This window comes from Pseudomonas sp. LBUM1678, assembly GCF_059695575.1.
In genome coordinates this window covers 3,966,952-3,989,456 of the sequence record NZ_CP166775.1, presented here as the reverse complement: position 1 = coordinate 3,989,456, position 22,505 = coordinate 3,966,952, and the positions used below count along the sequence as shown (strand labels likewise).

Annotated in this window: 18 protein-coding genes; 6 read left to right on the top strand and 12 right to left on the bottom strand. The window is 60.6% G+C overall.

The annotated features are described in order from the left end of the window. Positions 1 to 292 precede the first annotated feature (292 nt). Positions 293 to 2,404, top strand: coding sequence for a hybrid sensor histidine kinase/response regulator (locus ACA070_RS18085; protein WP_497447732.1), 2,112 nt, complete (start codon positions 293 to 295; stop codon positions 2,402 to 2,404). A 157-nt stretch (positions 2,405 to 2,561) separates the two neighbouring features. Continuing rightward, positions 2,562 to 5,198, top strand: coding sequence for an excinuclease ABC subunit UvrA (locus tag ACA070_RS18080; RefSeq protein WP_497447731.1), 2,637 nt, complete (start codon positions 2,562 to 2,564; stop codon positions 5,196 to 5,198). A 139-nt stretch (positions 5,199 to 5,337) separates the two neighbouring features. Here ACA070_RS18080 and ACA070_RS18075 read toward each other — a convergent pair whose 3' ends face one another. From ACA070_RS18075 to ACA070_RS18050, 6 genes are read right to left on the bottom strand one after another with little or no spacing between them, the layout of a single operon-like run. Continuing rightward, positions 5,338 to 7,281: a PAS domain-containing hybrid sensor histidine kinase/response regulator gene (locus ACA070_RS18075; RefSeq protein WP_497447730.1), complete on the bottom strand. Its 1,944-nt coding sequence runs from the start codon at positions 7,279 to 7,281 to the stop codon at positions 5,338 to 5,340. Further along, the gene (locus tag ACA070_RS18070) at positions 7,271 to 8,146 is read right to left on the bottom strand and encodes a sensor histidine kinase (RefSeq protein ID WP_497447729.1); all 876 of its coding nucleotides are present in this window, start codon (positions 8,144 to 8,146) and stop codon (positions 7,271 to 7,273) included. The genes ACA070_RS18075 and ACA070_RS18070 overlap by 11 nt, the downstream gene beginning before the upstream one ends. After that, positions 8,139 to 9,149, bottom strand: coding sequence for an ATP-binding protein (locus tag ACA070_RS18065; RefSeq protein ID WP_497451978.1), 1,011 nt, complete (start codon positions 9,147 to 9,149; stop codon positions 8,139 to 8,141). The genes ACA070_RS18070 and ACA070_RS18065 overlap by 8 nt, the downstream gene beginning before the upstream one ends. Then, positions 9,146 to 9,550 (bottom strand): anti-sigma regulatory factor, encoded by a 405-nt coding sequence (locus tag ACA070_RS18060; protein WP_461958583.1) that lies wholly within the window; start codon positions 9,548 to 9,550, stop codon positions 9,146 to 9,148. Before ACA070_RS18060 ends, ACA070_RS18065 begins: the two co-directional genes overlap by 4 nt. Then, a complete protein-coding gene (locus ACA070_RS18055) occupies positions 9,547 to 9,909 on the bottom strand; it encodes an STAS domain-containing protein (protein ID WP_497447728.1) in 363 nt (120 codons plus the stop codon). Before ACA070_RS18055 ends, ACA070_RS18060 begins: the two co-directional genes overlap by 4 nt. Positions 9,910 to 9,913: 4 nt before the next feature. Then, positions 9,914 to 10,765: an STAS domain-containing protein gene (locus ACA070_RS18050; RefSeq protein WP_497447727.1), complete on the bottom strand. Its 852-nt coding sequence runs from the start codon at positions 10,763 to 10,765 to the stop codon at positions 9,914 to 9,916. A 283-nt stretch (positions 10,766 to 11,048) separates the two neighbouring features. Between ACA070_RS18050 and ACA070_RS18045 the strand changes: the two genes are divergently transcribed. Continuing rightward, complete coding sequence (locus ACA070_RS18045) at positions 11,049 to 11,327, top strand: hypothetical protein (RefSeq protein ID WP_497447726.1); 279 nt, start codon at positions 11,049 to 11,051, stop codon at positions 11,325 to 11,327. A gap of 53 nt (positions 11,328 to 11,380) precedes the next feature. Here the strand turns inward: ACA070_RS18045 and ACA070_RS18040 are convergent, their stop codons facing one another. Next, a complete protein-coding gene (locus ACA070_RS18040; protein WP_497447725.1) occupies positions 11,381 to 11,902 on the bottom strand; it encodes a DUF4142 domain-containing protein in 522 nt (173 codons plus the stop codon). A 219-nt stretch (positions 11,903 to 12,121) separates the two neighbouring features. Here ACA070_RS18040 and ACA070_RS18035 point away from each other — a divergent pair, with 219 nt between their 5' ends. Continuing rightward, a complete protein-coding gene (locus tag ACA070_RS18035) occupies positions 12,122 to 12,364 on the top strand; it encodes a hypothetical protein (protein WP_497447724.1) in 243 nt (80 codons plus the stop codon). Positions 12,365 to 12,475: 111 nt separating this feature from the next. Next, positions 12,476 to 12,736, top strand: coding sequence for a hypothetical protein (locus ACA070_RS18030; RefSeq protein ID WP_497447723.1), 261 nt, complete (start codon positions 12,476 to 12,478; stop codon positions 12,734 to 12,736). A 32-nt stretch (positions 12,737 to 12,768) separates the two neighbouring features. On the opposite strand, the gene ACA070_RS18025 is transcribed toward ACA070_RS18030, so the two are convergent. From ACA070_RS18025 to ACA070_RS18010, 4 genes are all read right to left on the bottom strand, one after another. Continuing rightward, positions 12,769 to 13,731, bottom strand: a complete 963-nt coding sequence (locus tag ACA070_RS18025) for an IS110 family transposase (protein ID WP_497447722.1) — start codon at positions 13,729 to 13,731, stop codon at positions 12,769 to 12,771. Positions 13,732 to 14,209: 478 nt separating this feature from the next. Next, on the bottom strand, positions 14,210 to 15,301 hold the full coding sequence (locus ACA070_RS18020; RefSeq protein WP_497447721.1) for an SMP-30/gluconolactonase/LRE family protein: 1,092 nt from the start codon (positions 15,299 to 15,301) through the stop codon (positions 14,210 to 14,212). After that, positions 15,298 to 16,443 carry an SRPBCC family protein gene (locus tag ACA070_RS18015; protein WP_497447720.1) on the bottom strand — a complete coding sequence of 382 codons (1,146 nt, stop codon included), beginning with the start codon at positions 16,441 to 16,443 and terminating at the stop codon, positions 15,298 to 15,300. Before ACA070_RS18015 ends, ACA070_RS18020 begins: the two co-directional genes overlap by 4 nt. Positions 16,444 to 16,543: 100 nt before the next feature. Then, complete coding sequence (locus ACA070_RS18010) at positions 16,544 to 17,407, bottom strand: LysR family transcriptional regulator (protein ID WP_497447719.1); 864 nt, start codon at positions 17,405 to 17,407, stop codon at positions 16,544 to 16,546. Positions 17,408 to 17,668: 261 nt separating this feature from the next. On the opposite strand from ACA070_RS18010, the gene ACA070_RS18005 reads away from it, so the two are divergent. Continuing rightward, positions 17,669 to 20,305 (top strand): MGH1-like glycoside hydrolase domain-containing protein, encoded by a 2,637-nt coding sequence (locus ACA070_RS18005; RefSeq protein WP_497447718.1) that lies wholly within the window; start codon positions 17,669 to 17,671, stop codon positions 20,303 to 20,305. A 141-nt stretch (positions 20,306 to 20,446) separates the two neighbouring features. Here ACA070_RS18005 and ACA070_RS18000 read toward each other — a convergent pair whose 3' ends face one another. Then, entirely contained in the window at positions 20,447 to 22,294 is a 1,848-nt protein-coding gene (locus ACA070_RS18000) for an amidohydrolase (RefSeq protein WP_497451977.1), read from the bottom strand. Between the last annotated feature and the right edge of the window lie 211 nt (positions 22,295 to 22,505).

The window sequence follows — 22,505 nt, the reverse complement described above, 5'->3', positions numbered from 1 at the left end:
TGCGAGGCTGCGTTCGGCGGCGAAGCCGTCGTGAATTCACGCCACGCGGTGTATCAGATAGACCGTGCGTTCTGGTTTTACGACGGCTCCGCCGCCGAACGCAGCCTCGCGCTGCTCGGCAGCTGCTACAGGGCTGTTCGTCAGGCAAGACCACAATAATCTGCAGACCAAGAATCGGCTAACCTCTATGAAACCATTGACGTCGATGGTGCTCGAAACAAACGGGCCCGCGCCGTCCTCGCGCAGTTGCGATCCCGCACGTCAGCCACTCACAAGGACACAGAGCCAGTCGATGCAGTTTCTTTCTGATAGCCACGGGTGTGCCGGCTGGAACGGTGAAATGGCCGGGCGCATCCGCGCGTTCGACTGGAGCCGGACCGAGCTTGGAACCATTGACGCCTGGCCCGCCAGTCTGTGCAGCGCGGTGCAGCTGATGCTAGCGTCCCCGCTGCCGATGGTGATGCTCTGGGGACGGGCGGGTTACATGATCTATAACGATGCCTACTCTGTGTTTGCCGGTGGCCGCCATCCGTATCTGCTGGGTGCTCCGGTGGAGCTGGGCTGGCCGGAAGTGGCCGAGTTCAATCGCCATGTCGTCGACACCTGCCTGGCAGGCGGCACCTTGTCTTATCGCAATAAAGAACTGGTGCTGCTAAGGAACGGGATTCCTGAAGACGTCTGGATGGACCTTTATTACAGCCCGGTGGCAAATGATGAAGGGACGCCGGCCGGGGTCCTGGCGATTGTGGTCGACACCACCGAACATGTGATATCCGAACGCCGGCGCCAGGAAGCCGAAGACGCTTATCGCGCCGACAACGAACGGGTGCGCCTGGCGCTCAATGCCGGGGCTTTGCTCGGTTCGTTCGTCTGGGACATCAAGGGCAATGTGCTGTCCGGCGACGAGCGCTTTGCCCGGACTTTTTCCTACCCCGCCGAGCAGAACCTGGCCGACCTGTGCACCGACATCGCTGAAGCAAAGATTCATCCCGACGACCGCAATTGGGTCCAGGAACAGGTCAGTCAATCAGTGGCAACCGGCGAGCCCTTCAATGCCGAGTATCGGGTCCTGCGCCCCGACGGCAGTTATCTGTGGGTGCAGGCCAGTGGGTGTTGCGAGTTCGACGAGCAGGGCGAGCCATTCCGTTTTCCCGGTGTGTTGATCGACATTCACGAACGCAAGATTGCCGAAGAATCCTTGCTCAAATTCACCCGCAACCTCGAGCAGCGCGTGGCCGACGAAGTCGATGCGCGGCTGGCGGCTGAAGAACAATTGCGCCAATCGCAGAAGCTCGAAGCCATCGGCGGCCTCACCGGCGGCGTGGCCCACGACTTCAATAACCTGCTGCAGGTGATCGCCGGCAACCTGCACTTGCTGGCGCGGCATGAGCCGGACAACGCCAACGTGCAGCGCCGGGTCAGTGCATCGATTGCGGCCGTCGAGCGCGGCGCCAAACTGTCTTCGCAATTGCTCGCGTTTGCCCGCCGCCAACCGTTGTCGCCGGCGGTGTGCAATCCACAGCAGATCTTCGAAGGCTTGGGCGAGCTGTTGCAGCGGGCGCTGGGGGAAACCATCCAGATCGAAGTGCAGGTTCCGCAAGCACCCTGGCACATCAACGTCGACCGCAACCAACTGGAAAACGCCATTCTCAACCTGGCGATCAATGCCCGTGACGCCATGCAGGGCGAAGGGACCATCGAACTGAGCGCCGAGAATGTGGCGCTCGACCGTAAATTCTGTTCCGGCAAGGGCATCATGGCGGGCGATTATGTGCGAGTCGCGGTCGCCGATACGGGCGCTGGCATGTCACCCGAGGTGCTCGGACAGGCGTTCGAGCCGTTTTTCACCACCAAGGCCGACGGTCAAGGCACGGGCTTGGGACTGAGCATGGTGTTCGGCTTCGTCAAACAGAGCGGCGGGCACATCGAGATCTCCAGCGTCGTCGGGCAGGGCACTCGTGTGCAGCTCTACTTCCCACGCAGCTTGCGAGCGTTGCCCAGTGAAACAACGCAGCGGGTTTCACCCCGCCGGGGCGGGCACGAAACCATTCTGGTGGTGGAGGACAACGAAGCGGTGCGCAGCTCGGCGGTGGAGTTGCTGCGCGAAGAGGGCTATCAGGTCCTGACCGCGGCCAACGGCGACCAGGCGATGCAGATGTTGCTGGAGGGTGTGGTGGTTAACCTGATTTTCACCGATGTGGTCATGCCCGGCCTGATCAAAAGCTCAGACCTGGCGGCCTGGGCCAAGGTGCAAAATCCCCCGGTGGCGGTGCTGTTTACCTCCGGCCACACCCGAGACATCATTTCGCGCAATCACCAACTCAGCCCCGATACCCATTTGCTGAGCAAACCGTATGGGCCCGAAGCACTGACACACATGATTCATACCGTCCTCAGCGGCTAACCACATTCAATGTGGGAATATCCCCCTGTGGAAGCGAGCCTGCTCGCGAAAGCGTACTGTCAGTCGACATCAATGTTGAATGATAAATTGCTATCGCGAGCAGGCTCGCTCCCACAGGGGTTTTGTGTTTTTTCAGCTATTCAATTAAGGCCACTCGATGACTTCAACGCGCACCTCCAATCCTCCTTCCGGCATGGTCAGGGTCCGCGGTGCCCGGGAACACAACCTCAAGAACATTGACGTCGACATCCCCCGGGACGCATTGGTGGTGTTCACCGGGGTCTCGGGTTCGGGCAAGTCATCGCTGGCGTTTTCCACCCTGTATGCCGAAGCACAACGCCGCTATTTCGAATCCGTGGCGCCGTATGCGAGGCGTCTGATCGATCAGGTCGGTGTGCCGGACGTGGATTCCATCGAAGGCCTGCCACCGGCCGTGGCCCTGCAACAGCAGCGCGGCACACCGAGTACGCGGTCTTCGGTGGGCAGCGTGACGACGCTGTCGAGCCTGATTCGCATGCTGTATTCCCGGGCCGGCAGTTATCCGGCGGGGCAGCCGATGCTGTATGCCGAGGACTTTTCGCCCAACACACCTCAAGGCGCCTGCGCCGAATGTCATGGTTTGGGCCGAGTCTATGAAGTCACCGAAGCCTTGATGGTCCCGGACCCGAGCCTGACCATCCGTCAACGCGCGGTGGCTTCCTGGCCAACGGCGTGGCAAGGGCAGAACCTGCGCGACATCCTGGTGACGATGGGCTACGACGTTGACAAACCCTGGCGCGATCTGCCGAAAAAACAGCGGGACTGGATCCTCTTCACCGAGGAAACACCGACCGTTCCGGTGTATGCCGGGCTCACCCCCGAAGAAACCAAAGTCGCGCTCAAGCGCAAAATGGAGCCCAGCTACCAAGGCACGTTTACCGGCGCCCGACGCTACATCCTGCACACGTTCAGTCATTCGCAAAGTGCGCTGATGAAGAAGCGCGTCGCGCAATTCATGCTCGGCAGCCCGTGCCCGTTGTGCGACGGCAAACGGCTCAAGCGCGAGGCGTTGTCGGTGACCTTTGCCGGCTACGACATCGGCGAGCTGTCGCAGATGCCGTTGCTGCAAGTGGCCGAGGTGCTGAAACCGGTAGCGGCCCACAGTTACCTGGAACAGGCCGAGGAGGCGGGCGAAGTGCTGACGCACAGCCAGACCCGCGAGGCCCGTGAACAGCGCGTAGCCCACGGCGCCAGCGCTCATGCCAACGCGCCGGACGTGCGGCATACGCCTAACCTGTCGGTGGAAAAACGCCTGGCCGCGCAACGGATCGCCCAGGACTTGCTGGAGCGGGTCAGCACCCTGACCGACCTGGGCCTTGGTTATCTGGCCCTGGAACGCAGCACGCCGACGCTGTCGTCCGGCGAGTTGCAGCGGCTGCGCCTGGCCACTCAATTGGGCTCGCAATTGTTCGGCGTGATCTACGTGCTGGATGAGCCTTCGGCCGGTCTGCACCCGGCGGATGGCGAAGCGTTGTTTGAAGCACTGCAACGTTTGAAGGCTGCCGGCAACACGCTGTTTGTGGTTGAGCACGATCTGGAAACCATGCGACGTGCGGACTGGCTGATCGATGTCGGCCCGGCGGCGGGTGAACATGGCGGGCGGATTCTGTACAGCGGACCGCCCCAAGGACTGGCCGAGGTCAAGGATTCCCAGACCCGTGCCTACCTGTTCGCCGAGCAGGTTACTGACGCCAGAATCAGCCGCAAGCCGACCGATTGGCTGCGCCTGGAAGGTATCACGCGCAATAACCTGAACGACCTCAGCGTCGAGTTTCCCCTGGGGTGTTTTACCTCGGTGACCGGCGTTTCCGGTTCCGGCAAATCAAGCCTGGTCAGTCAGGCCTTGCTGGAATTGGTGGGGGCGCATCTGGGGCGGGGCACCAGCGGCAGCGAGCCTGAAGAGTTGAGCCTTGAGGACGATGCGCCGCAGGTCAGCGGCGGTCAGGTCACGGCCGGGCTGGAATCGATCAAGCGTCTGGTACAAGTCGATCAGAAACCCATCGGCCGCACGCCGCGCTCGAACCTGGCGACGTACACCGGGCTGTTCGACAACGTGCGCAAACTGTACGCCGCCACGCCCCAGGCGCAGGCCGAAGGTTATGACGCCGGGCAGTTCTCCTTCAACGTCGCCAAGGGCCGTTGCCCGACCTGCGAAGGCGAGGGTTTTGTCAGCGTTGAGTTGCTGTTCATGCCCAGTGTCTATGCCCCGTGCCCGACATGCCACGGCGCTCGCTACAACCCCGAGACGCTGGCGATCATCTGGCAAGGTTTGAACATTGCCCAGGTGTTGCAGTTGACGGTGGACGAAGCGGTCGAGGTGTTCGCCGAGCAACCGGGCATTCGCCGTTCTCTGGAAGTGCTGCGTGATATCGGTCTGGGCTATCTGCGCCTCGGCCAGCCGGCCACCGAGCTCTCGGGGGGTGAAGCCCAGCGCATCAAACTGGCGACCGAGTTGCAACGCAACCAGCGTGGGGCCACATTGTATGTGCTCGACGAACCGACTACCGGTTTGCATCCACGGGACGTTGACCGGCTGCTTGAACAGTTGAATACGCTGGTGGCGGCGGGGCACACGGTGATTGTGGTGGAGCATGAAATGCGCGTGGTTGCGCAGAGTGACTGGGTGATCGATATCGGGCCAGGGGCGGGGGATCAGGGCGGCAAGATTGTCGTTGCCGGCACGCCGCAGAAAGTGGCCAAGAGCAAGAAGAGCCGCACGGCACCGTTTTTAGCTCGGACACTTGGCTCTGCTTGAGAGGGATATTGTTATCGCTGGCCTCATCGCGAGCAGGTCGAATCGTCGCACCGTCGCTCCCACAGGTGATTTGTGTACGCCACAGATCCAATGTGGGAGCGACGGTGCGACGATTCGACCTGCTCGCGATGGCGGCCTGTCAGGCGCGGTCGATCGTGCGCCGGACCTTGTCCAACAGCTCGTTAATCTGAAACGGCTTGATCAGCATGTCCATGCCTTCACCCAGGAACACCTGGCGGTTGATCGCGTTCTCCGCGTAACCGGTCATGAACAGGATCGGCAAGCCCTCACGCCAGCTACGGGCGACATCGGCCAGTTCCCGGCCGTTCATGCGCGGCAGACCGACGTCCGTCAGCATCAGATCAATCGAGGGGTCGTTTTGCAGGCGTTCAAGGGCGCCTTCGATATCACCCACCTGGGTGCAGCGATAACCGGCATCCAACAGCACTTCGGCGACGAACATGCGCACCGACGGCATGTCTTCGACAATCAACACATGCTCACCCAAACCCTGTTGATCCACTGACGTCTGTTCCGCTTCAGTGGCGGTCGGATCGGCACTGGCGGGCAGCATGATGGTCACTTCGGTGCCACGACGGGCCACGCTGCGGATGTGCGCGTCGCCACCCGATTGCCGGGCGAATCCGTAAATACTCGACAACCCCAACCCGGTGCCCTGGCCCAGTGGCTTGGTGGTAAAAAACGGGTCGAACACCTTGTCGATCACATTGTGTTCGATGCCCGTCCCGTCATCGCGCACGGACAGTGCGACATACGCCCCGTCCGCCAGTTTCAGATCACCGCGCGAATACGCCGCGTAGGTGCTGACCCAGATATTCCCGCCCTGGGGCAACGCATCGCGCGCGTTGATCACCAGGTTGAGGACGGCGCTTTCCAGCTGAATAGGATCGACCAGGGCAATCGCGGCTTTGGAGGTCAGCTCGAGTTTCAGCGCAATGTGTTCGCCGATGGTGCGCGCCAGCAATTCTTCGAGGGAACGGATGTGTTCGTTGATGTCCACCGGCCGGGTATTGAGCGGCTGCTGGCGGGCGAAGGCCAGCAAACGATGGGTCAGGGAGGCGGCGCTCATGGCCGAGTTCAGTGCCGCTTCGGCATAGAACTGGACCTTGTCGGTACGCGAATCGGCCACCCGTTTCTGGATCAATTCCAGGCTGGTGATGATGCCGGTCAACAGGTTGTTGAAGTCATGGGCGATGCCGCCGGTCAGCTTGCCCAATGCGTCCATTTTCTGCACTTGCAGCAGCTGGCTCTCGGTGCGCACGCGCGCGGCGATCTCGTGTTCCAGCTGCATCGTGGTGTCGTCGAGCCGGGCCAGGTGCGAGCGTTCGCGATGGCGATGCTCGGTGACGTCCTCCACGAACACCAGGCTCAGTTCAGGGGTGCGATACGGCGAAATCTGCCACTCGGTTTCCCGCAGCTCCCCCTCGATCCGCATATTCAGCGTGCCTTTCCAGCGTTCACCCGCGGTCAGGCGCACGCGCAGTTCATCAAGGATCGCTTGCTGTTGGTCGGCGAAGCATTCGCGCAAGGTGTCCGGGTCGCGGTTGTCCTGAATCAGTCGGGAGAAGGCATGATTGCATTCGTGAACTTTAAATTGGGCGTCCAGCACCGCGATGGGCGCCGAGACGTTGACGAAAATCTCCCGAAAACGCGCCTCGCTTTCACGCAGGGCGTTTTCCGTATCACGCACCCGCAGCAAGGTGCGCAGGGTCGCCAGCAACACGTCCGGGTCCACGGGGTGGATCAGGTAAGCGTCGGCGCCAGCGTCCAGGCCGGTGATGATGTCGCCGGTCTGGATCGACGCCGCCGACACGTGAATCACTGGCAGCAACGCCGTGGCGGGCTCCGAGCGCAGTTTACGGACAATGTCGAAGCCGCTCATGTCAGGCAGGTTGACGTCCAGAATCAGCGCATCGATCAATTCGCTGTCGATCAGCGCCAGGCCTTCGCCGCCGGTTCCGGCCTCCAGCACGATGTAGCCGTGCGGCTCCAGGCGTCGGCGCAGGGCGTAACGGGTGGCGGCGTTGTCATCGACGATCAACAGGCGAATGTCACGTTTCATCGGCAGGCTCCATGGCGATGGCCAGCGGGATGATCACGAAAAAGGTCGAACCGACCCCGGGCGTACTTTCGACCCCGACCTCGCCACCCAGCAGTTCGGCGAAGCGTTTGCACAAGGACAAGCCCAGACCGGTGCCGCGCAGGCGTTTTTGCAGGGGCGAATCGACTTGGGAAAAGTCCTCGAACAATGCCCCATGTAGCTCGGCAGCGATACCTATTCCTGTGTCGCTGACGGCAAAGCGCACATGGCTGGCGCCCTCGAGAGAGGCCGAAACCCGCACTTCACCGCGGGTGGTGAACTTCAGCGAGTTGGAAATGAAGTTGCGCAGGATCTGCGCCAGCTTCTTGTCATCGGTGTACAGGCGCGGCAGACCGACCGGTTCTGCGAAGATCAGGTCGACCGCCGACGCGTCGACGATCGGGCGAAACATGCCGCGCAGGGCGGCGAACAAGTCGAACATGTCGAACCAGGCGGGCGAGATGGTGATGCGCCCGGCCTCGATTTTCGCAAGGTCCAGCAGGTCGTCGACCATGTCGCTCAACTCCCGCGCGGCGGTGCTGACGAACGCGACCTGCCTGTGTTGCTCGGGGCTCAGCGGGCCGTCGAGTTCATCGGTCAGCAGGCTGGCGATGCTCAGGATCGAGCCCAGTGGCGTGCGAAACTCGTGACTCATGTACGACAGGAAGCGGCTTTTGAGGTCCGACGCCTGACGCAGTTCTTCAGCCTGGTTGTCGAGCTCGGCGTACAACGCGAGCACGCCCTGATTGGTTTCGTCGAGCTCCTCGCGCAGCGCTGCGGTTTCGTTCTGCAGGCGCTCGATCAGTGCCGAGGGTTCTTCGATCGGCGGCATGGGCGACTCAGCCATGGGCGGTCTCCAAAGCAACGACCAGTACCGTCACATCGTCCCGGCCGCGACAGAAATCGCGATGCAGGACGGCGGCTATCACGGCGGGATGACGGTGCACCAGGCCGGGGTAGTCGTTCAAATTCCAACGGGACTGCAGGCCGTCGCTGTACATGATCAATAGATGTCCGTTCACGTGAGCATAGTCAAAAGGCTGGGCTTTCCGGTATTGCCCGCCGACGATACCCGGATGGGACGCCAGGCCACGGGACTTGTCCAGGCTGATCAGGCTGCCGCCGATGTTGCCGATGCCGGTGAATCTGAGTGTGCCATGGTGGCCGTCGAACTGCGCAATCGCCAGGGCGCCGCCCCGGGTACCGATCATGGCCCGGTGAATGTCTTCGAGCAGGAACACCGGCACGGCAAACGGTGCCACGGCGAAGGCTTTTTCACCGGCGCGGGCGGCGCGTTCGGCTTCTTCGCCATGGCCCAGGCCGTCGATCATCAAGGCACTGATATTTGCCCCGTCGAACGCCAGGTGCCAGACATCGCCGCACGCCGGGTCGTCGTGCAGCGAGTGCTGGCTGATGCCGATGCGCAAGTCCGCTGCCTTGCTGGCGCGTGGATACAAACGGGCCAGCAACACGGTGCCACGCGAGTCGGTGTGCACATCGAAGACGTCCGCCTGGCGCGACACCGCACCGAGGCCGATGCCCTGAGTGCCTCCCGTGGAAAACCCGTCAGCCATGCACGCCTGCAAGTCAAAGCCTTGGGCTCGGTCCACCGCAAGCATCTCGATGCCGCTGGCGCTTTTACCGGGCAGGATTCGCAAGTGCAATTCGCCCCGGGTTGCGTGCTTGAGTACGTTGCTGGCCAATTCAGTGGCCACCAGCGCCACGCGGCCGGCATCCGTCGCGTCGAAACCGTGGTCTTCGGCGAGCTTCTGCGCGGTGCGCCGGGCAAAGCCGATCTGGCTGCTGTCCTCGATCAACAGCACTTGGGTCATCGACCCCCTAATGTTCATGTCCATCGGGTGATCGTTATTCGAGTGCCTTTCCCGGGCTCGGTGTCCAGTTCGAACTCCTCCACCAGCCGTTTTGCCCCGGTCAAGCCAAGGCCCAGACCGCTGCCGGAGGTCCAGCCGTCGGTCATGGCCAGTTTGATGTCCGGGATGCCGGGGCCTTCATCGCGAAACGTCAGGCGCAAGCCGACCCTCGAGTTTTCGTCGAGGATCTGCCAGTCCATGTCGCCACCGCCGCCATAGACCATGGTGTTGCGCGCCAGCTCGCTGACGGCGGTCACCAGTTTGGTCAGGTCGATCAGGCGCATGCCGCATTCGGTGGCCAGCTTGCGCGCAGTCTGCCGGGCCAGGACCACATCCTGCTCGATCTGAATTGGCTGAGTGCCGCTGCTGCGCAGGGTCATTGCTCGCGTACTCGTTCCCGAAGCAGTTTCATTCCGCGCTCGACGTTCAGCGCGGTGCTGACCCCGGGCAAGGTCAGGCCGAGCTCAACCAGCGTAATCGCCACGGCGGGCTGCATGCCCACCAGCACGGTTTCGGCGTCCATGATTTTCGACAGCCCGGAAATGGTCCCGATCATCCGGCCAATAAACGAATCGACCATGTCCAGCGCGGAGATATCGATCAACACGCCCCGCGCCGAGGTGTTGCTGATGCGCTCCGACAGGTCATCCTGCAAGGTCAGGGCAAGCTGATCGTGCATGTCGACCTGGATGGTCACCAGCAGAAAATCGCCCATTTTCAGAATAGGAATGCGTTCCATCGGCTTATACCGTCTTGCTGACGGTGATTCCCAGACGGGTCAAAGCCAGTTTGAGGGCATCGGCCAGGTTGGCCTTGGTGACCACGCCTTGCAGGTCCAGCCCCAGGTGAACGATGGTCTGAGCAATCTGCGGACGCACGCCGCTGATGATGCAATCGGCACCCATCAGGCGAATCGCGGTCACGGTTTTGAGCAGGTGCTGAGCCACCAGAGTGTCGACGGTCGGCACGCCGGTGATGTCGATGATGGCAATTTCCGAACCGGTATCGACGATCCGTTGCAGCAGCGATTCCATCACCACCTGGGTGCGTTGCGAGTCCAGGGTGCCGATCATCGGCAGGGCGAGTACGCCGTCCCAGAGCTTGACCACCGGGGTGGAGAGCTCCAACAGTTCTTCCTGCTGACGCTTGATCACCGCTTCGCGGGATTTCTGGAAGGTACGGATGGTGTGCATGCCCAGCGCATCGAGCAGCTGGGACACTTCCCAGAGCTGTTCGGCCAATACAGCCGGATTGTCGTTGTAGTGAGATTGCAGCAAGGAAAACAGCGGACCTTTCAGCGAGAAAATGAAGCTGGCGGTCTGGTGGGAGTCCTGACCGAGCAGGGCGCGGCTGTGGGAGAGTTTTTCGAGGAATTGGCGAACTTCGTCCCAGCCCGGCGCGGCGATATTCGGGCCGTTGCCGTTTTCCAGACCCGCGACCACCAGTTGCAGAAATTCCGAGGTCTGCTGCTTCAGCTCATGGTCCTTGAGGTTGCGGTTGGCACCACTGATTTCCAGGCTAGTGACCCAATTGCCAAGCAGTTGCACGTGGTTGTTTTTCATCGCGTCGAGTGTGCTGATTTGCATTGCTGCCATGTTCTTGTGCTCCTGAAATTTGACGGGCCGATTCCCCAAAAAACAATGGGCCCGAGTCAGTGACATTTGCCGAGTGAAATAGTTAGTAAGTCGGACGGGATATTTTCATCCTGGCCAGTACTTGCCCGATAACTCTAGTCGGCACAGTCGTCGACGACGATTTTTTGACCCTTGTCCTACCGGGTGCCTGTCCATTGGATTGAACCCCTGTCCGGAGATGGCTTCGAACCTTAAAGGCCCCGGCTGTTTGAATCGTGGGCATGCCGTCACGAGCGAGGTACGTATGAAAGACGAATCGACACAAGGACAGGAACAATCGGGGGCCCCGGTTGACCGCAATGACCCGGCGATTGATCCGCAGACCCCGGGTGAGGGCGCGCCGGGTGGTCAGCGCCAGAGCCAATCCGCCGGATCGCAGAGCGCTGATGCCGATGCAGCGGTGGATCAGAAGAACCACCACACCGACAACGATAATGAGTTCAGCCCTGGTTTCAAACCGTCGCCAGACCGGCCAAAACCCGGCGAAGACACGGATGCCGACATCGACACGGATGGCGGCTAGTTCCGTCAGGCTAAAAAAGGCCGCATCAATCGATGCGGCCTTCTTTTTGGGTGTTATTTGCTGGGGTGGGCGGCCTGGAGTTTTTTTGCCATATCCAGATGTTTTTCCAGGGCTGGCAACATTTTTTGCGCGAAGCCTTTCAGGTCGGTGGCGCCTTTGACCTTGTCGTCCGTCACCGTGTTGGCTTGTTTTTTGAACAGCTCGATGGTTTCTTCGTGGGCCTTCACCTGATTGTTGGCATAGGCCGCGTCGAAGGATTCGTCGCGCATGTCGAGGATTTGTTCCTTGGCCTGCTTGACCAGCGTCGTGTCGTCCGGAACCTCGATATCGTTCTTTTTCGCCAGCGCAGTCAGTTCCTTATTAGCCTTGGTGTGGTCGGTGATCATCATATTGGCGAACGCCTTGATGTTCGCCGATGAGCTTTTTTCCAGGGCCAGTTTGCTGGTTTCGATTTCTGCGATGCCGCCTGCGGCTGCGTTGTCGACAAAGTCATTGGAAGTGGCGGCAAAAACTGTGCCCATGCTGGCGCTCAAAGCTACGGCCAGGGCGAGGTGGCGCAGGGTGAATCCGTCCATTGGTCATTCTCCACACAGGTTTGAGTAGGCGATCAAGGTGATCGTTATTCAATGGAGGCAGCCGCTCGGGCAAAGGTTTTATCGGGTTTGCGACCGTACGACGAACGGACACCGCTGGTCTGATAGGCGGTCGACAGAACCTGCCAACCGAGGCCATTCTGATAGTTGGCGAACGCAATCGATCGCGTTTGCTACCCGAAAAACAAACGGAGGTGTTCCATGCCGGTGCCACACGACCTTTATCAGGACCTGAAACTTTCAAAGGAAGATGTCCAGAAAAAACGCACCAAGGATTCTCGACTGGATTCATTGCTTAACCAGTATTCGCAAGCGGACGCCGAGGTGGTAAAGGCTGAAACCGCACAATCGGATGCGCCTAGCGATGACGCATTGAAGAAACTCAAGGAGAAGCGCGTGCAGGTCAAGAATCAGATCGTTGACAGGCTCCAGACGCCATCCTGACGCGCTTTGCCAACCCACCGACGACCGGTGACTGAAATATTGGAACGGTGATTAAACCAGGCACCTCGAAAGATCAGAGTCCGACCTTTTCGACTCCCTGCGAGGTGCCTTATGACCGACCCAGCCTTTCCCGATAAAGAAGAGTTCCCGAGTGAAGAGCAGGGCGGGTTCGACCCGATTCCGACTCATCCTGAACCATTAAGCCCCGGCCGCACTGCGGTCAATCCCGAAGATGAGCCGGGCATCGACGAATTGCCGAACAATGAAGGTGTGCGCCCGTTGAATGAAGACGACTCCACCACGATGGACCCGGAACGGGTGCGTGAAGAAACGGACCACGCCGTACGCGATAACCAAATGGATCCCCGCTAACCCACCCCACCACACATCCCCTGTGGGAGATTCTATGTTGCAGGGGAACCCTGCAGCCTCAAATTCGGCTGGTATTCGCTCTGGTTTTTCATGAGCGCGAATGCCACCCGGCACAGCTTGCGGGCGAGAATGACCAGGGCTTGGGTTTTTGCCAAGCCTCTGGCCAGGTAGGACTCATAGTACGGTTTCCAAGTGGGGGACCGACATGCCGCCATTGCCGCGTTGTGAGCCAGGCGCCGTATCTCCGTATCGCCTTTTTTGCTCAGGTGACGTGGGCCGTTCTTTTTCCCGGAATCTCTTGCTCTCAAGTCCATCCCCAAAAAGGCAATGAACGCATCGCCACTGACGAAGTGGCCACGCATGAACGCGGTCGCCAAGCCAATAGCAGTAAGATCACCAATCCCCTCAATGGCTTTGCAACGCTTGATGTTTTCGGTGATGCCCGCTTCTTTGCTGACTTTGTGCAGTAACTTCTGAATGACCTGCTCAGCTTGTTTGAAGGACTTCAACTGCTGGGCCAACTCCTCTTTCAGAAGCGGTTCGCTCGACCAGCTCAACGTGATCCCCACACGCACGTTGATGAGTTCTGCGCGTCTATGCAGCAGACTTTTCAATACTTTGTAGGCCTGCGGAGGTGGACTCCAGATGCGCAGCCGTTCCTGCTCGCTAGTCAGGTAACGCGCCAGCAAACGCGCATCACAAGGGTCGGTTTTCGCCCGCTGGCCAATGCTTTCGCGGTAGTGGCTCAGCCGATAAGCATCCACAACGTAAACCCGATGCCCCATTTCGTGGGCCAGCTCAACCGTGTCTAAGTGGTAAATGCTGGTAGCTTCCAGGGCAATTGAGCTTTGCGCAGGCAGCGTTTTGAGCCAACGGCCAAGAGTTTCCCGATCGTTGTTGATGGCTTGAGTGATTTTCAGGTCTTCGCGGTAAGCGACGATTTCGGCCTTGGCCACATCGATACCGATTACCGTTGGCGAGGTAAGGATTGTCATGACGAATCCTCGGAGCTAGGGTTTAGGTGCTTGTCGGGGTTTACCCTTGCGCTGGCTTGCCTCTATCGTCGGTTTTACCGATGAATTCCTTATCGGCGCTTTGGGTAGAAAGGGCGGGACGAGAAGTCTCCCACGGTCCGTACTGGCTAGAGTCGGAATCGAGCTTTTAGTCCCGCCCACCCCTTCAAGTCTAAACATACAAGCGAGCCTGCTCGCGATGAGGTCCTGCCAGTCAATATCAATGTTGAATGTCAGACCGCTATCGCGAGCAGGCTCACTCCCACATTTTGATCTGCGTTATTACTGGAATGCAGTTGATCGCCATGACCCCCTGACAAGGTGCGCGCCCGCTAATTCCTCCCCACACGCATCCCCTGTAGGAGCGAGCCTGCTCGCGATGAGGTCCTGCCAGTCAATATCAATGTTGAATGTCAGACCGCCTTCGCGAGCAGGCTCGCTGCTACATATTTGATCTGCGTTACTTCTGGAGGGCGGTGGTGAGGGGTATGCGCGCCATATTGTTTGCCTTCAGCGAACCCAAATACAACCAGTCCCCATACTCGCGCACCGTGGTAATCGGCGAGTAATTGCCGTTGCTAGCATCCTGCAAGTTGGCGATCACCTTGCCGTCGAGGTCCAGGCCCAGTGCAAAGGCGCGCTTTTCCACGGGTTTGGGCAGCACCGTCATTGCCCGTACGATCATCTTGCGCACAAACGGGTGCGGCGCCGTGGCGTCGAGCAGTGCATTGCGCGGTGCGTAGAGCGCCACCCAGAAGCGGTCGCGGCCATTGAAGGCGAGGTTGTCCGGCAGTCCCGGCAGATTGTCGATAAACACGTCGTGGGTACCGGCCTTCGGCCCGCTCAACCAAAAGCGGGTGATGCGGTAAGCGCCGGTTTCGTTGACCAGCACAAAGCTATCGTCCGGCCCCAGCGTCACACCATTGGCAAACTCGAGCTTGTCCAGCAACACCGTGGTTTTGCCCGTCTGAAAGTCATAGCGCAACAAACGGCCGTCGCCGCCGTGCTCGATGATCGCCTCGCCATCCTTGCCATAGCCCCAACGGCTGGAGGCGTCGCTGAAATAGGCGTAGTGCCCGGGCTTGTCGATGGCCACGTCATCGGTAAAGCCGAAAGGCTCGCTGCCGGCCGCAGTGGTCAGCGGGATTAACCGGCCCTGGGCATCCAGGGACAGTAAACCTTTTACGCCGTCAGCGATCACCAGCAATCCATTCGGGTGGCGTGCCAGGCCCAGCGGTCTGCCGCCGGTATCGGCCAGCACTTTGGTGTCCTTACCGTCGAGGCTGGTGCGGATCAGCCGGCCATCGTGCAGCCCGGTGATGAGCACGTTGTCTTCCAGTAACAGCGCCTCGGGCCCTTCGATGTCTGCCGGACCGACACGTTCCACCCCTTTGAGGCGCTGATTGTCGGCATACACGCCGCTGGTGAGGGAAGGTGCGGGCGCCGGTGTCCAGGCCACCGGCCGCACCTTGGTCGGGAACAACAGCAGAAATGCGCCCAGGGCAATGATCAGCAGCAATAGCAGATTGCGAAACCTGAAGGCTCTTCTCACACGGTGACTCCTGCCGGGGTCAGGAGTTTTTGCGCCATCTCGCGCAACGCCAGCATCGACGCCGCGGATTCGCGCTCGATGCGCCGCTTGAGCAGCAGTTGATTGGTGATACGCATCGCCAGGCCACTGAACTGATACTCCAGCGTGCGCACAAAGCGAGTGCCTTCACCCTGCGCTTCGCATTCGTAGGTCACGACCAGCGACAGCCCATGATCACCGCGCGCCCAGGCACTCCAGCGCCGTCCTGGCAGGTATTCGTTGACCTCCCAGCTCAAGTGCCCCGTACGCCCGCCGGCACGGATGTCTTCCTCGAACCGCTGGCCGGCATGGAGCGGGCCACCTTGCCCCTCGACCTTGAGGGAGGACGGATGCCACTCCGGCCAACGGGTGACGGTGCTGGCATAGGCGAGCACTTCAATCGGATTTCCAGCGATGGCGATCTGGTGCTGCATGCGGGTCATGGTCGTTCTCGTCAGGGTCGGGGTGTCATGCTCCGGCTCCCAGTACAGGGTGCCGAACAGGTAGTCCATCAGCGGAAAAACGATATTGAAATTGCGTTCCTGCATCAGCTCGCGACGGTGATGCAGTTCATGCAGGCGGCGCATCTGGCGGATCCACGGCAGACGCGTGACCGGGTTGCTGGGGGGCAAGTGCTCGCAGGCATGAAACACCTCGTACATCAGGTACCCGAGGACCAGACAGCCGCCGAACAGTCCGGCGACGTTGGCATCGACCTGCTTGAAAAGCCACCAAAGGGGCAGGGTGATGACCACGGTGTGGACCACGATCAGCCAGGCCGGAAACAGAATCACCCGCCAGTCACGGGCGCTGTCGTAGGTCATGTGGCCGGGGGCGAAAAAGCTGTGATGGTCGCCGGCATGGCGGGCGTAAAACATCCGCGCGAAGCTCTTTTTGTGATGCCCCAGATGCCGGTGCACCATGTACACGCCGAAGTTGAAGAACAACAGCGTCAGGGGCACCGCCGCCCATTCCAGCGGTTGGACCTGATGCACGGTGCTCCAGAATCCGCCGATCGCCAGCAAGCCGAACAGCAGCACGAAGGCGCCGTGCAGCCAAGGGTTGTAGCGGGGATGAATGTCTGCGCGATAGCGGCTGCGAAATGCCTGGGTGGTCTGCCTCACTGCGGTCACCTCTGGTTTTTGTTATAACCAGCAGATTAGCTGATCTGCCCGCACAGGCTTGAGCAAAGCTGGATGTCACAAGCGCCATGATCCGGTGTATTCAGGTCAGTGGGTTCCAGCGCTGGGACCAGTCGTCGTCGGTCTTGATCACTTCACGCAACAGATCGAAGGCCCGTTGCAGGGTCGCCGAGTCGCGATCGCGCGAATAAACCAGGTAGGTCGGGTAACTGAATTCCGGGGCTTTGGGCACGGGCTCCAGTACGCCGCTTTCCAGGTAGCTCTGGACCACGCGGGTGCGGAAGTAGCCGCTGCCGCCGTTTTCCAGGATGTATTGCAGGGCCAGTGGCCCGAGGTTGAAGCTCAGGGCTGCCTTGGCTTTTTCTGGCAGGGCGGCATCGTGCTGGCGGCGGAAGTCCGGGCCCCAGTCGATGTACACGTAAGGATCAGGGCGCCCGGCGAGGCGTACGAGGATGAGTTTTTCTTCGAGGATCTGCTCGACTTGCAGACGCGGCCAATACTCGGGTTGATAGACCAGCGCGGCGTCCAGCACCCCCAGTTCCAGTTGGCGCAACAGGTTCTCGCCGTCACGGATTTCCATGCGCAAGGCGTGGCTGGGGATTTTCTCGCGCAGCTCGCCGGCCCAACTGAGCATCAGCGGGTTGCACAGACTGACCTCGCCGCCGATGTGCAGCACGTCGCGGTACCCCTCGGGCAACGGCAAGTCCCGACGCGCCGCTTCCCAGGTCTCGACCAGTTGATTGGCGTACACCACAAAGGCCTCGCCATTGGGCGTCAGGCGCGCACCGGCGCGGTTGCGCACGAACAGCGTGCTGCCCAGCTGGCTCTCGAGTTTTTGCACGCGCGCGGTGATTGCGGTCTGGGTGACGTGGAGATTTTCAGCGGCGGCGGCAAGGCTGCCGTGGCGGACAATTTCCAGGAAGGTGCGAGCGAGATCGATGTCCATGGGGCGGCCGGTGCGGGAAGTGCACGCATTGTAAACGGATACCGCGGGGGGCGGGCTTATGTAGCAGCTGGCGAAGCCTGCGTTCGGCTGCGAAGCAGTCGCAATATCAGGCACCGCGGTATTTCAGATAGACCGAGATACCCGGATTGACGACTGCTTCGCAGCCGAACGCAGCCTTCGGCAGCTGCTACAGGGGCTGTTCAGTTATGGGGCGCGGCGAAGCACTACACTGCAACCGTCTCTAGCCCAACGGCGCCCCCCATGACGGCAAAGCACGCAGCAAACATCCTCGATACGACTGAAGGCCTGCGCCTGGCCGGCCGCGATGCCGAGGCCTGGCGCGAATGGGGGCCTTTCTTGAGCGAGCGCCAATGGGGCACGGTGCGCGAGGATTACAGCGCCGATGGCGATGCCTGGCGTTATTTTCCCCATGATCATGCCCGCAGCCGTGCCTATCGATGGGGCGAGGACGGGCTTGCCGGGTTTTGCGACAAAGCTCAGCACTGGTGCCTGGGGCTAGGCCTGTGGAACGAGCGAGACCCGATTCTCAAAGAGCGACTATTTGGCCTAAACAACGCCGAAGGCAATCACGGCGAGGACGTCAAAGAGCTGTATTTCTACGTCGACGGCGTGCCAAGTCATGCGTACATGCGCATGCTCTACAAATACCCGCAGGCCGAATTCCCTTATGCCGACCTGGTGGCCGAAAACGCTCGCCGTGGCCTGGCCGACACCGAGTACGAAATCCTCGACACCGGCGTGTTCGAGGACAACCGTTATTTCGACGTGACGGTGGAGTACGCCAAACACGCGGCCGACGACCTCTTCATGCGTGTCACCGTGCACAACCGGGCCGATCAGCCGGCACGGCTGCACGTGTTGCCGCAGCTCTGGGCGCGCAACAGCTGGAGCTGGGCAGCGGACGGGCAGCAGCCGAGTCTCACGCTAAGCGGCGATGAGGTCCTGGCCCGGCACCCGCAACTCGCTGATCGCCAGGCCAGTGCCTGGGGCGAGGAGGATTGCCAATGGCTGTTCTGCAACAACGAGAGCAATTTCCCCAAACTCGATGGCGTGGCGGCGAGGGGGCCATTCAAGGACGGCATCAATGATTTCCTGGTCGCGGGTAACAACGATGGGATCCGTCATGACGCTGGAACCCGGGTGGCGGCGCACTTCACCCTGGATTTTGAAGCCGACCAAAGCCGATGCGTGTACCTGCGGTTCGCTCCGGTCGGCGCGGTTCAGGTCAACGCCAACGCACTGTTCGAACGGCGTCGCAGCGAAGCCGATGATTTTTACGCGGCCCTGCAAGCCGGCATCGCCGATGCGGATGCGGATGCGCGCAATGTTCAGCGTCAAGCCCTGGCCGGGTTGCTCTGGTCGAAGCAACTGTATTATTTCGACGTCAATCAGTGGCTAGACGGCGATCCGGCTCAGCCTTCGCCACCACCCGGGCGTAAGCACATTCGCAATACCCATTGGCGCCACCTGTCGAACTTCGACATCGTGTCCATGCCAGACACCTGGGAATACCCGTGGTACGCCTCGTGGGATCTGGGCTTTCAGGCCGTGGCGTTCGCGCTGATCGATCCCGGGTTCGCCAAGCATCAATTATTGCTGCTGGTCAAAGACCGCTTCATGCACCCCAACGGCCAGTTACCGGCCTACGAGTGGCGTTTCGACGACGCCAACCCGCCGGTGCATGCTTGGGCCTGTTGGCGGGTGTATCAGCAGGACAAGGCGCTGACTGGAACAGGGGACATGGATTTCCTTGAACGGATCTTCCACAAACTGCTGCTGAACTTTTCCTGGTGGGTCAACCGCAAGGACGCCGAGGGCCGCAACCTGTTCCAGGGCGGTTTCCTGGGGCTGGACAACATTGCCCTGTTCGACCGCTCGGCGCTGTTGCCGCCCGGCTATCAGCTCGACCAGGCGGACGGTACGGCGTGGGTCGCCGCCTATGCGCTGGACCTGATGCGCATGGCATTGGAGTTGGCCAAACGTAACGCTGTGTACGTCGATATTGCGGTGAAGTTCTTCGAACACTTCCTCTACATCGCCGGGGCCATCAATCGGGTCGACTCCGATGCCGAAGGCTTGTGGGACGAGCAGGATCACTTCTTCTACGACGTCCTGCATCGCCCCGAAGGCGTGAATGAGCCGCTGCGTTTGCGCTCGATCGTCGGCCTGATGCCGCTGTTCGCCGTGCAAGTGCTGGAGCAACACGAGCATGAGGGGCTGCCCGGCTTGCGTGAGCGTTTGCTCGGTTTCATGCGGCATCGCCCGGACCTCGCCAGCCTGGTTTCACGCTGGACCGAACCTGGCGAAGGCAACCGTATGCTGCTGGCGCTGCTGCGTGGCGAGCGCACCAAGGACCTGCTCAAACGCATGCTTGATGAAAGCGAGTTTCTCTCTGAATTCGGTGTTCGCTCGTTGTCCAAAGCCTTCGCCGAACAGCCATTCGGCCTGCAAATCAACGGCGAACGGCTCTGTGCCCATTACGAACCGGCAGAATCCGAATCGCGCCTGTACGGCGGAAACTCCAACTGGCGCGGGCCGGTGTGGATGCCGATCAACTACATGCTGATCGAATCCCTGCGCGAGTTTCATCGCTATTACGATCAGAACTTTTCAGTGGAATACCCTACGGGCTCGGGGTTTCTGGCGTCACTGGATGAGGTGGCCGACAGCTTGAGCCAACGACTGACCCGGCTTGTACTGCGCGACGAAGAGGGCAATCGGCCGTCAATGGCGGCGTATCCGCAGTTACAGGCGGACCCCGCCAGCCGCGATCTGGTGCTGTTTCATGAGTATTTTCATGGCGAAACCGGACGCGGAATGGGGGCCAGCCATCAAACGGGATGGAGTGCGCTGATTGCGCTGTTGTTGCAGCCTTGATTTCTGCCCAACACGGGCCCCCTGTAGGAGTGAGCCTGGTCGCGATGGGGTCCTGTCATTCAGCACTGATGTAGGCTGACAAGACGCCTTCGCGAGCAGGCTCGCTCCTACAGTGATCGGCGGTGTTGGTGAAGTCTTTGTTCAAAACGCGAAACAGGAGCAGCCAAACGCCCCCCAAAATCCCTGAAAATCACTGACCGGCGCTGACGACATTCGCGCTCGCTCATGACTGTGCGCATGCACCGCACACGCGCCGACGCATTGATGCACTTGGGCCGTCAGTGGCGCCAGGGGTTTCCAGTGGCCCGGCACCTTGGCAACGGGCGACCATTCAGGCACCACCGGCACTGGCGGCGGCCCGAGTTTTTCGAACTCGACGGCGCCATGGACGATCTTGCCGTCGACGATGGTCAATACCGACTCGATCCATTTGACCGCTTCGTCCTCGATATGAAAGTAGTCCGCCGACAGCGCAATCAGATCTGCCAGTTGCCCGACTTTGATCTGGCCTTTCTTGCCTTGTTCGGAGGAAAACCAGGCGCTGCCGTGGGTGAACAGTTCCAGCGCCGTATCGCGGCTCAAGCCTTGCGGGTACAGCTCCAGTCCACCGACGGTGCGGCCGCTGACCAGCCAATACATTGAGGTCCACGGGTTGTAGCTGGACACGCGCGTGGCGTCTGTACCGGCGCCCACCGGAATGCCTTCGGCGAGCATGCGCGCGATCGGCGGCGTGTGTTCGGCGGCTTTGGCGCCGTAGCGGTCGACGAAGTATTCGCCTTGAAAAGCCATGCGATCCTGAATGGCGATGCCGCCACCCAAGGCTTTCACCCGCTCAATGTTCTGCGGGGTGATGGTTTCCGCATGATCGAAAAACCACGGCAGACCATCGAACGGAATGTCGCGATTGACCTTCTCGAACACGTCGAGCATGCGGCTGATGGATTCGTTGTAGGTGGCATGCAGGCGGAATGGCCAGCGTTGTTCCACCAGATGGCGCACCACCGGTTCGAGTTCCTGTTCCATGGTTTGCGGTAGGTCCGGACGTGGCTCGAGGAAGTCCTCGAAGTCTGCCGCCGAGAACACCAGCATTTCCCCCGCACCGTTGTGCCGCAGGAAGTCGTCGCCTTGGCCGTAATGGGAAGTGCTGGTCCAGTTTTTGAAGTCGGTCAGCTCTTCCTTGGGCTTCTGGGTGAACAGGTTGTAGGCGATGCGCACGGTGAGTTGTTGGTCTTTGGCCAGCTGCTGAATCACCTGATAGTCGTCCGGGTAGTTCTGATAACCGCCGCCGGCATCGATGGCGCTGGTAACGCCGAGGCGGTTGAGTTCGCGCATGAATTGGCGGGTCGAGTTGACCTGATACTCCAGCGGCAGCTTCGGTCCCTTGGCCAGGGTTGAGTAGAGAATCATCGCGTTCGGGCGGGCGATCAGCATGCCGGTGGGATCGCCGTTGGCATCACGCTGGATTTCTCCGCCCGGCGGATTCGGCGTGTCACGGGTATAACCGACCACTTTCAGCGCGGCGCGGTTGAGCAGGGCGCGGTCGTAGAGGTGCAGCACAAACACCGGCGTATCCGGCGCAGCCTTGTTCAGCTCATCAATCGTCGGCAGGCGTTTCTCGGCGAACTGGAATTCGCTCCAGCCACCGACCACCCGCACCCATTGTGGCGTTGGCGTGCGATCGGCCTGGTCCTTGAGCATGCGCAAGGCATCGACCAGCGAAGGCACGCCTTCCCAACGCAGTTCGAGGTTGTAGTTCAGGCCGCCGCGGATCAGGTGCAGGTGCGAGTCGTTGAGACCTGGAATCACCGTGCGGCCGTGCAAGTCGATGATTTGCGTGCCGGGGCCTTGCAGGGCCATGGCCTGGGCGTCGCTGCCGACCACCACAAAGCGTCCGTCCTTGATCGCGACGGCACTGGCCTGTGGTTTCTTGCGATCGACGGTGTGCAGGCGTCCGTTGTACAAAATGAGGTCGGCCGGGGTATCGAGCATGGTTTTACTCCCTGCGAATAGCGGGCTGATCCAGGCACCGACGGCACCTGCCGAAAGGCCTTGCAGTACACGTCGGCGGTTGAAACCGTCGTGGTCGTCAGGTGGGCTCATGGCAGTGCTCCGCGCAAAGGCTCTTCATAAAAGAAGCGAGGGCAAACAGCCGATGTCTGACGCATGCGGCCAGAAGGAATATAGACGGCAAATCCACAGG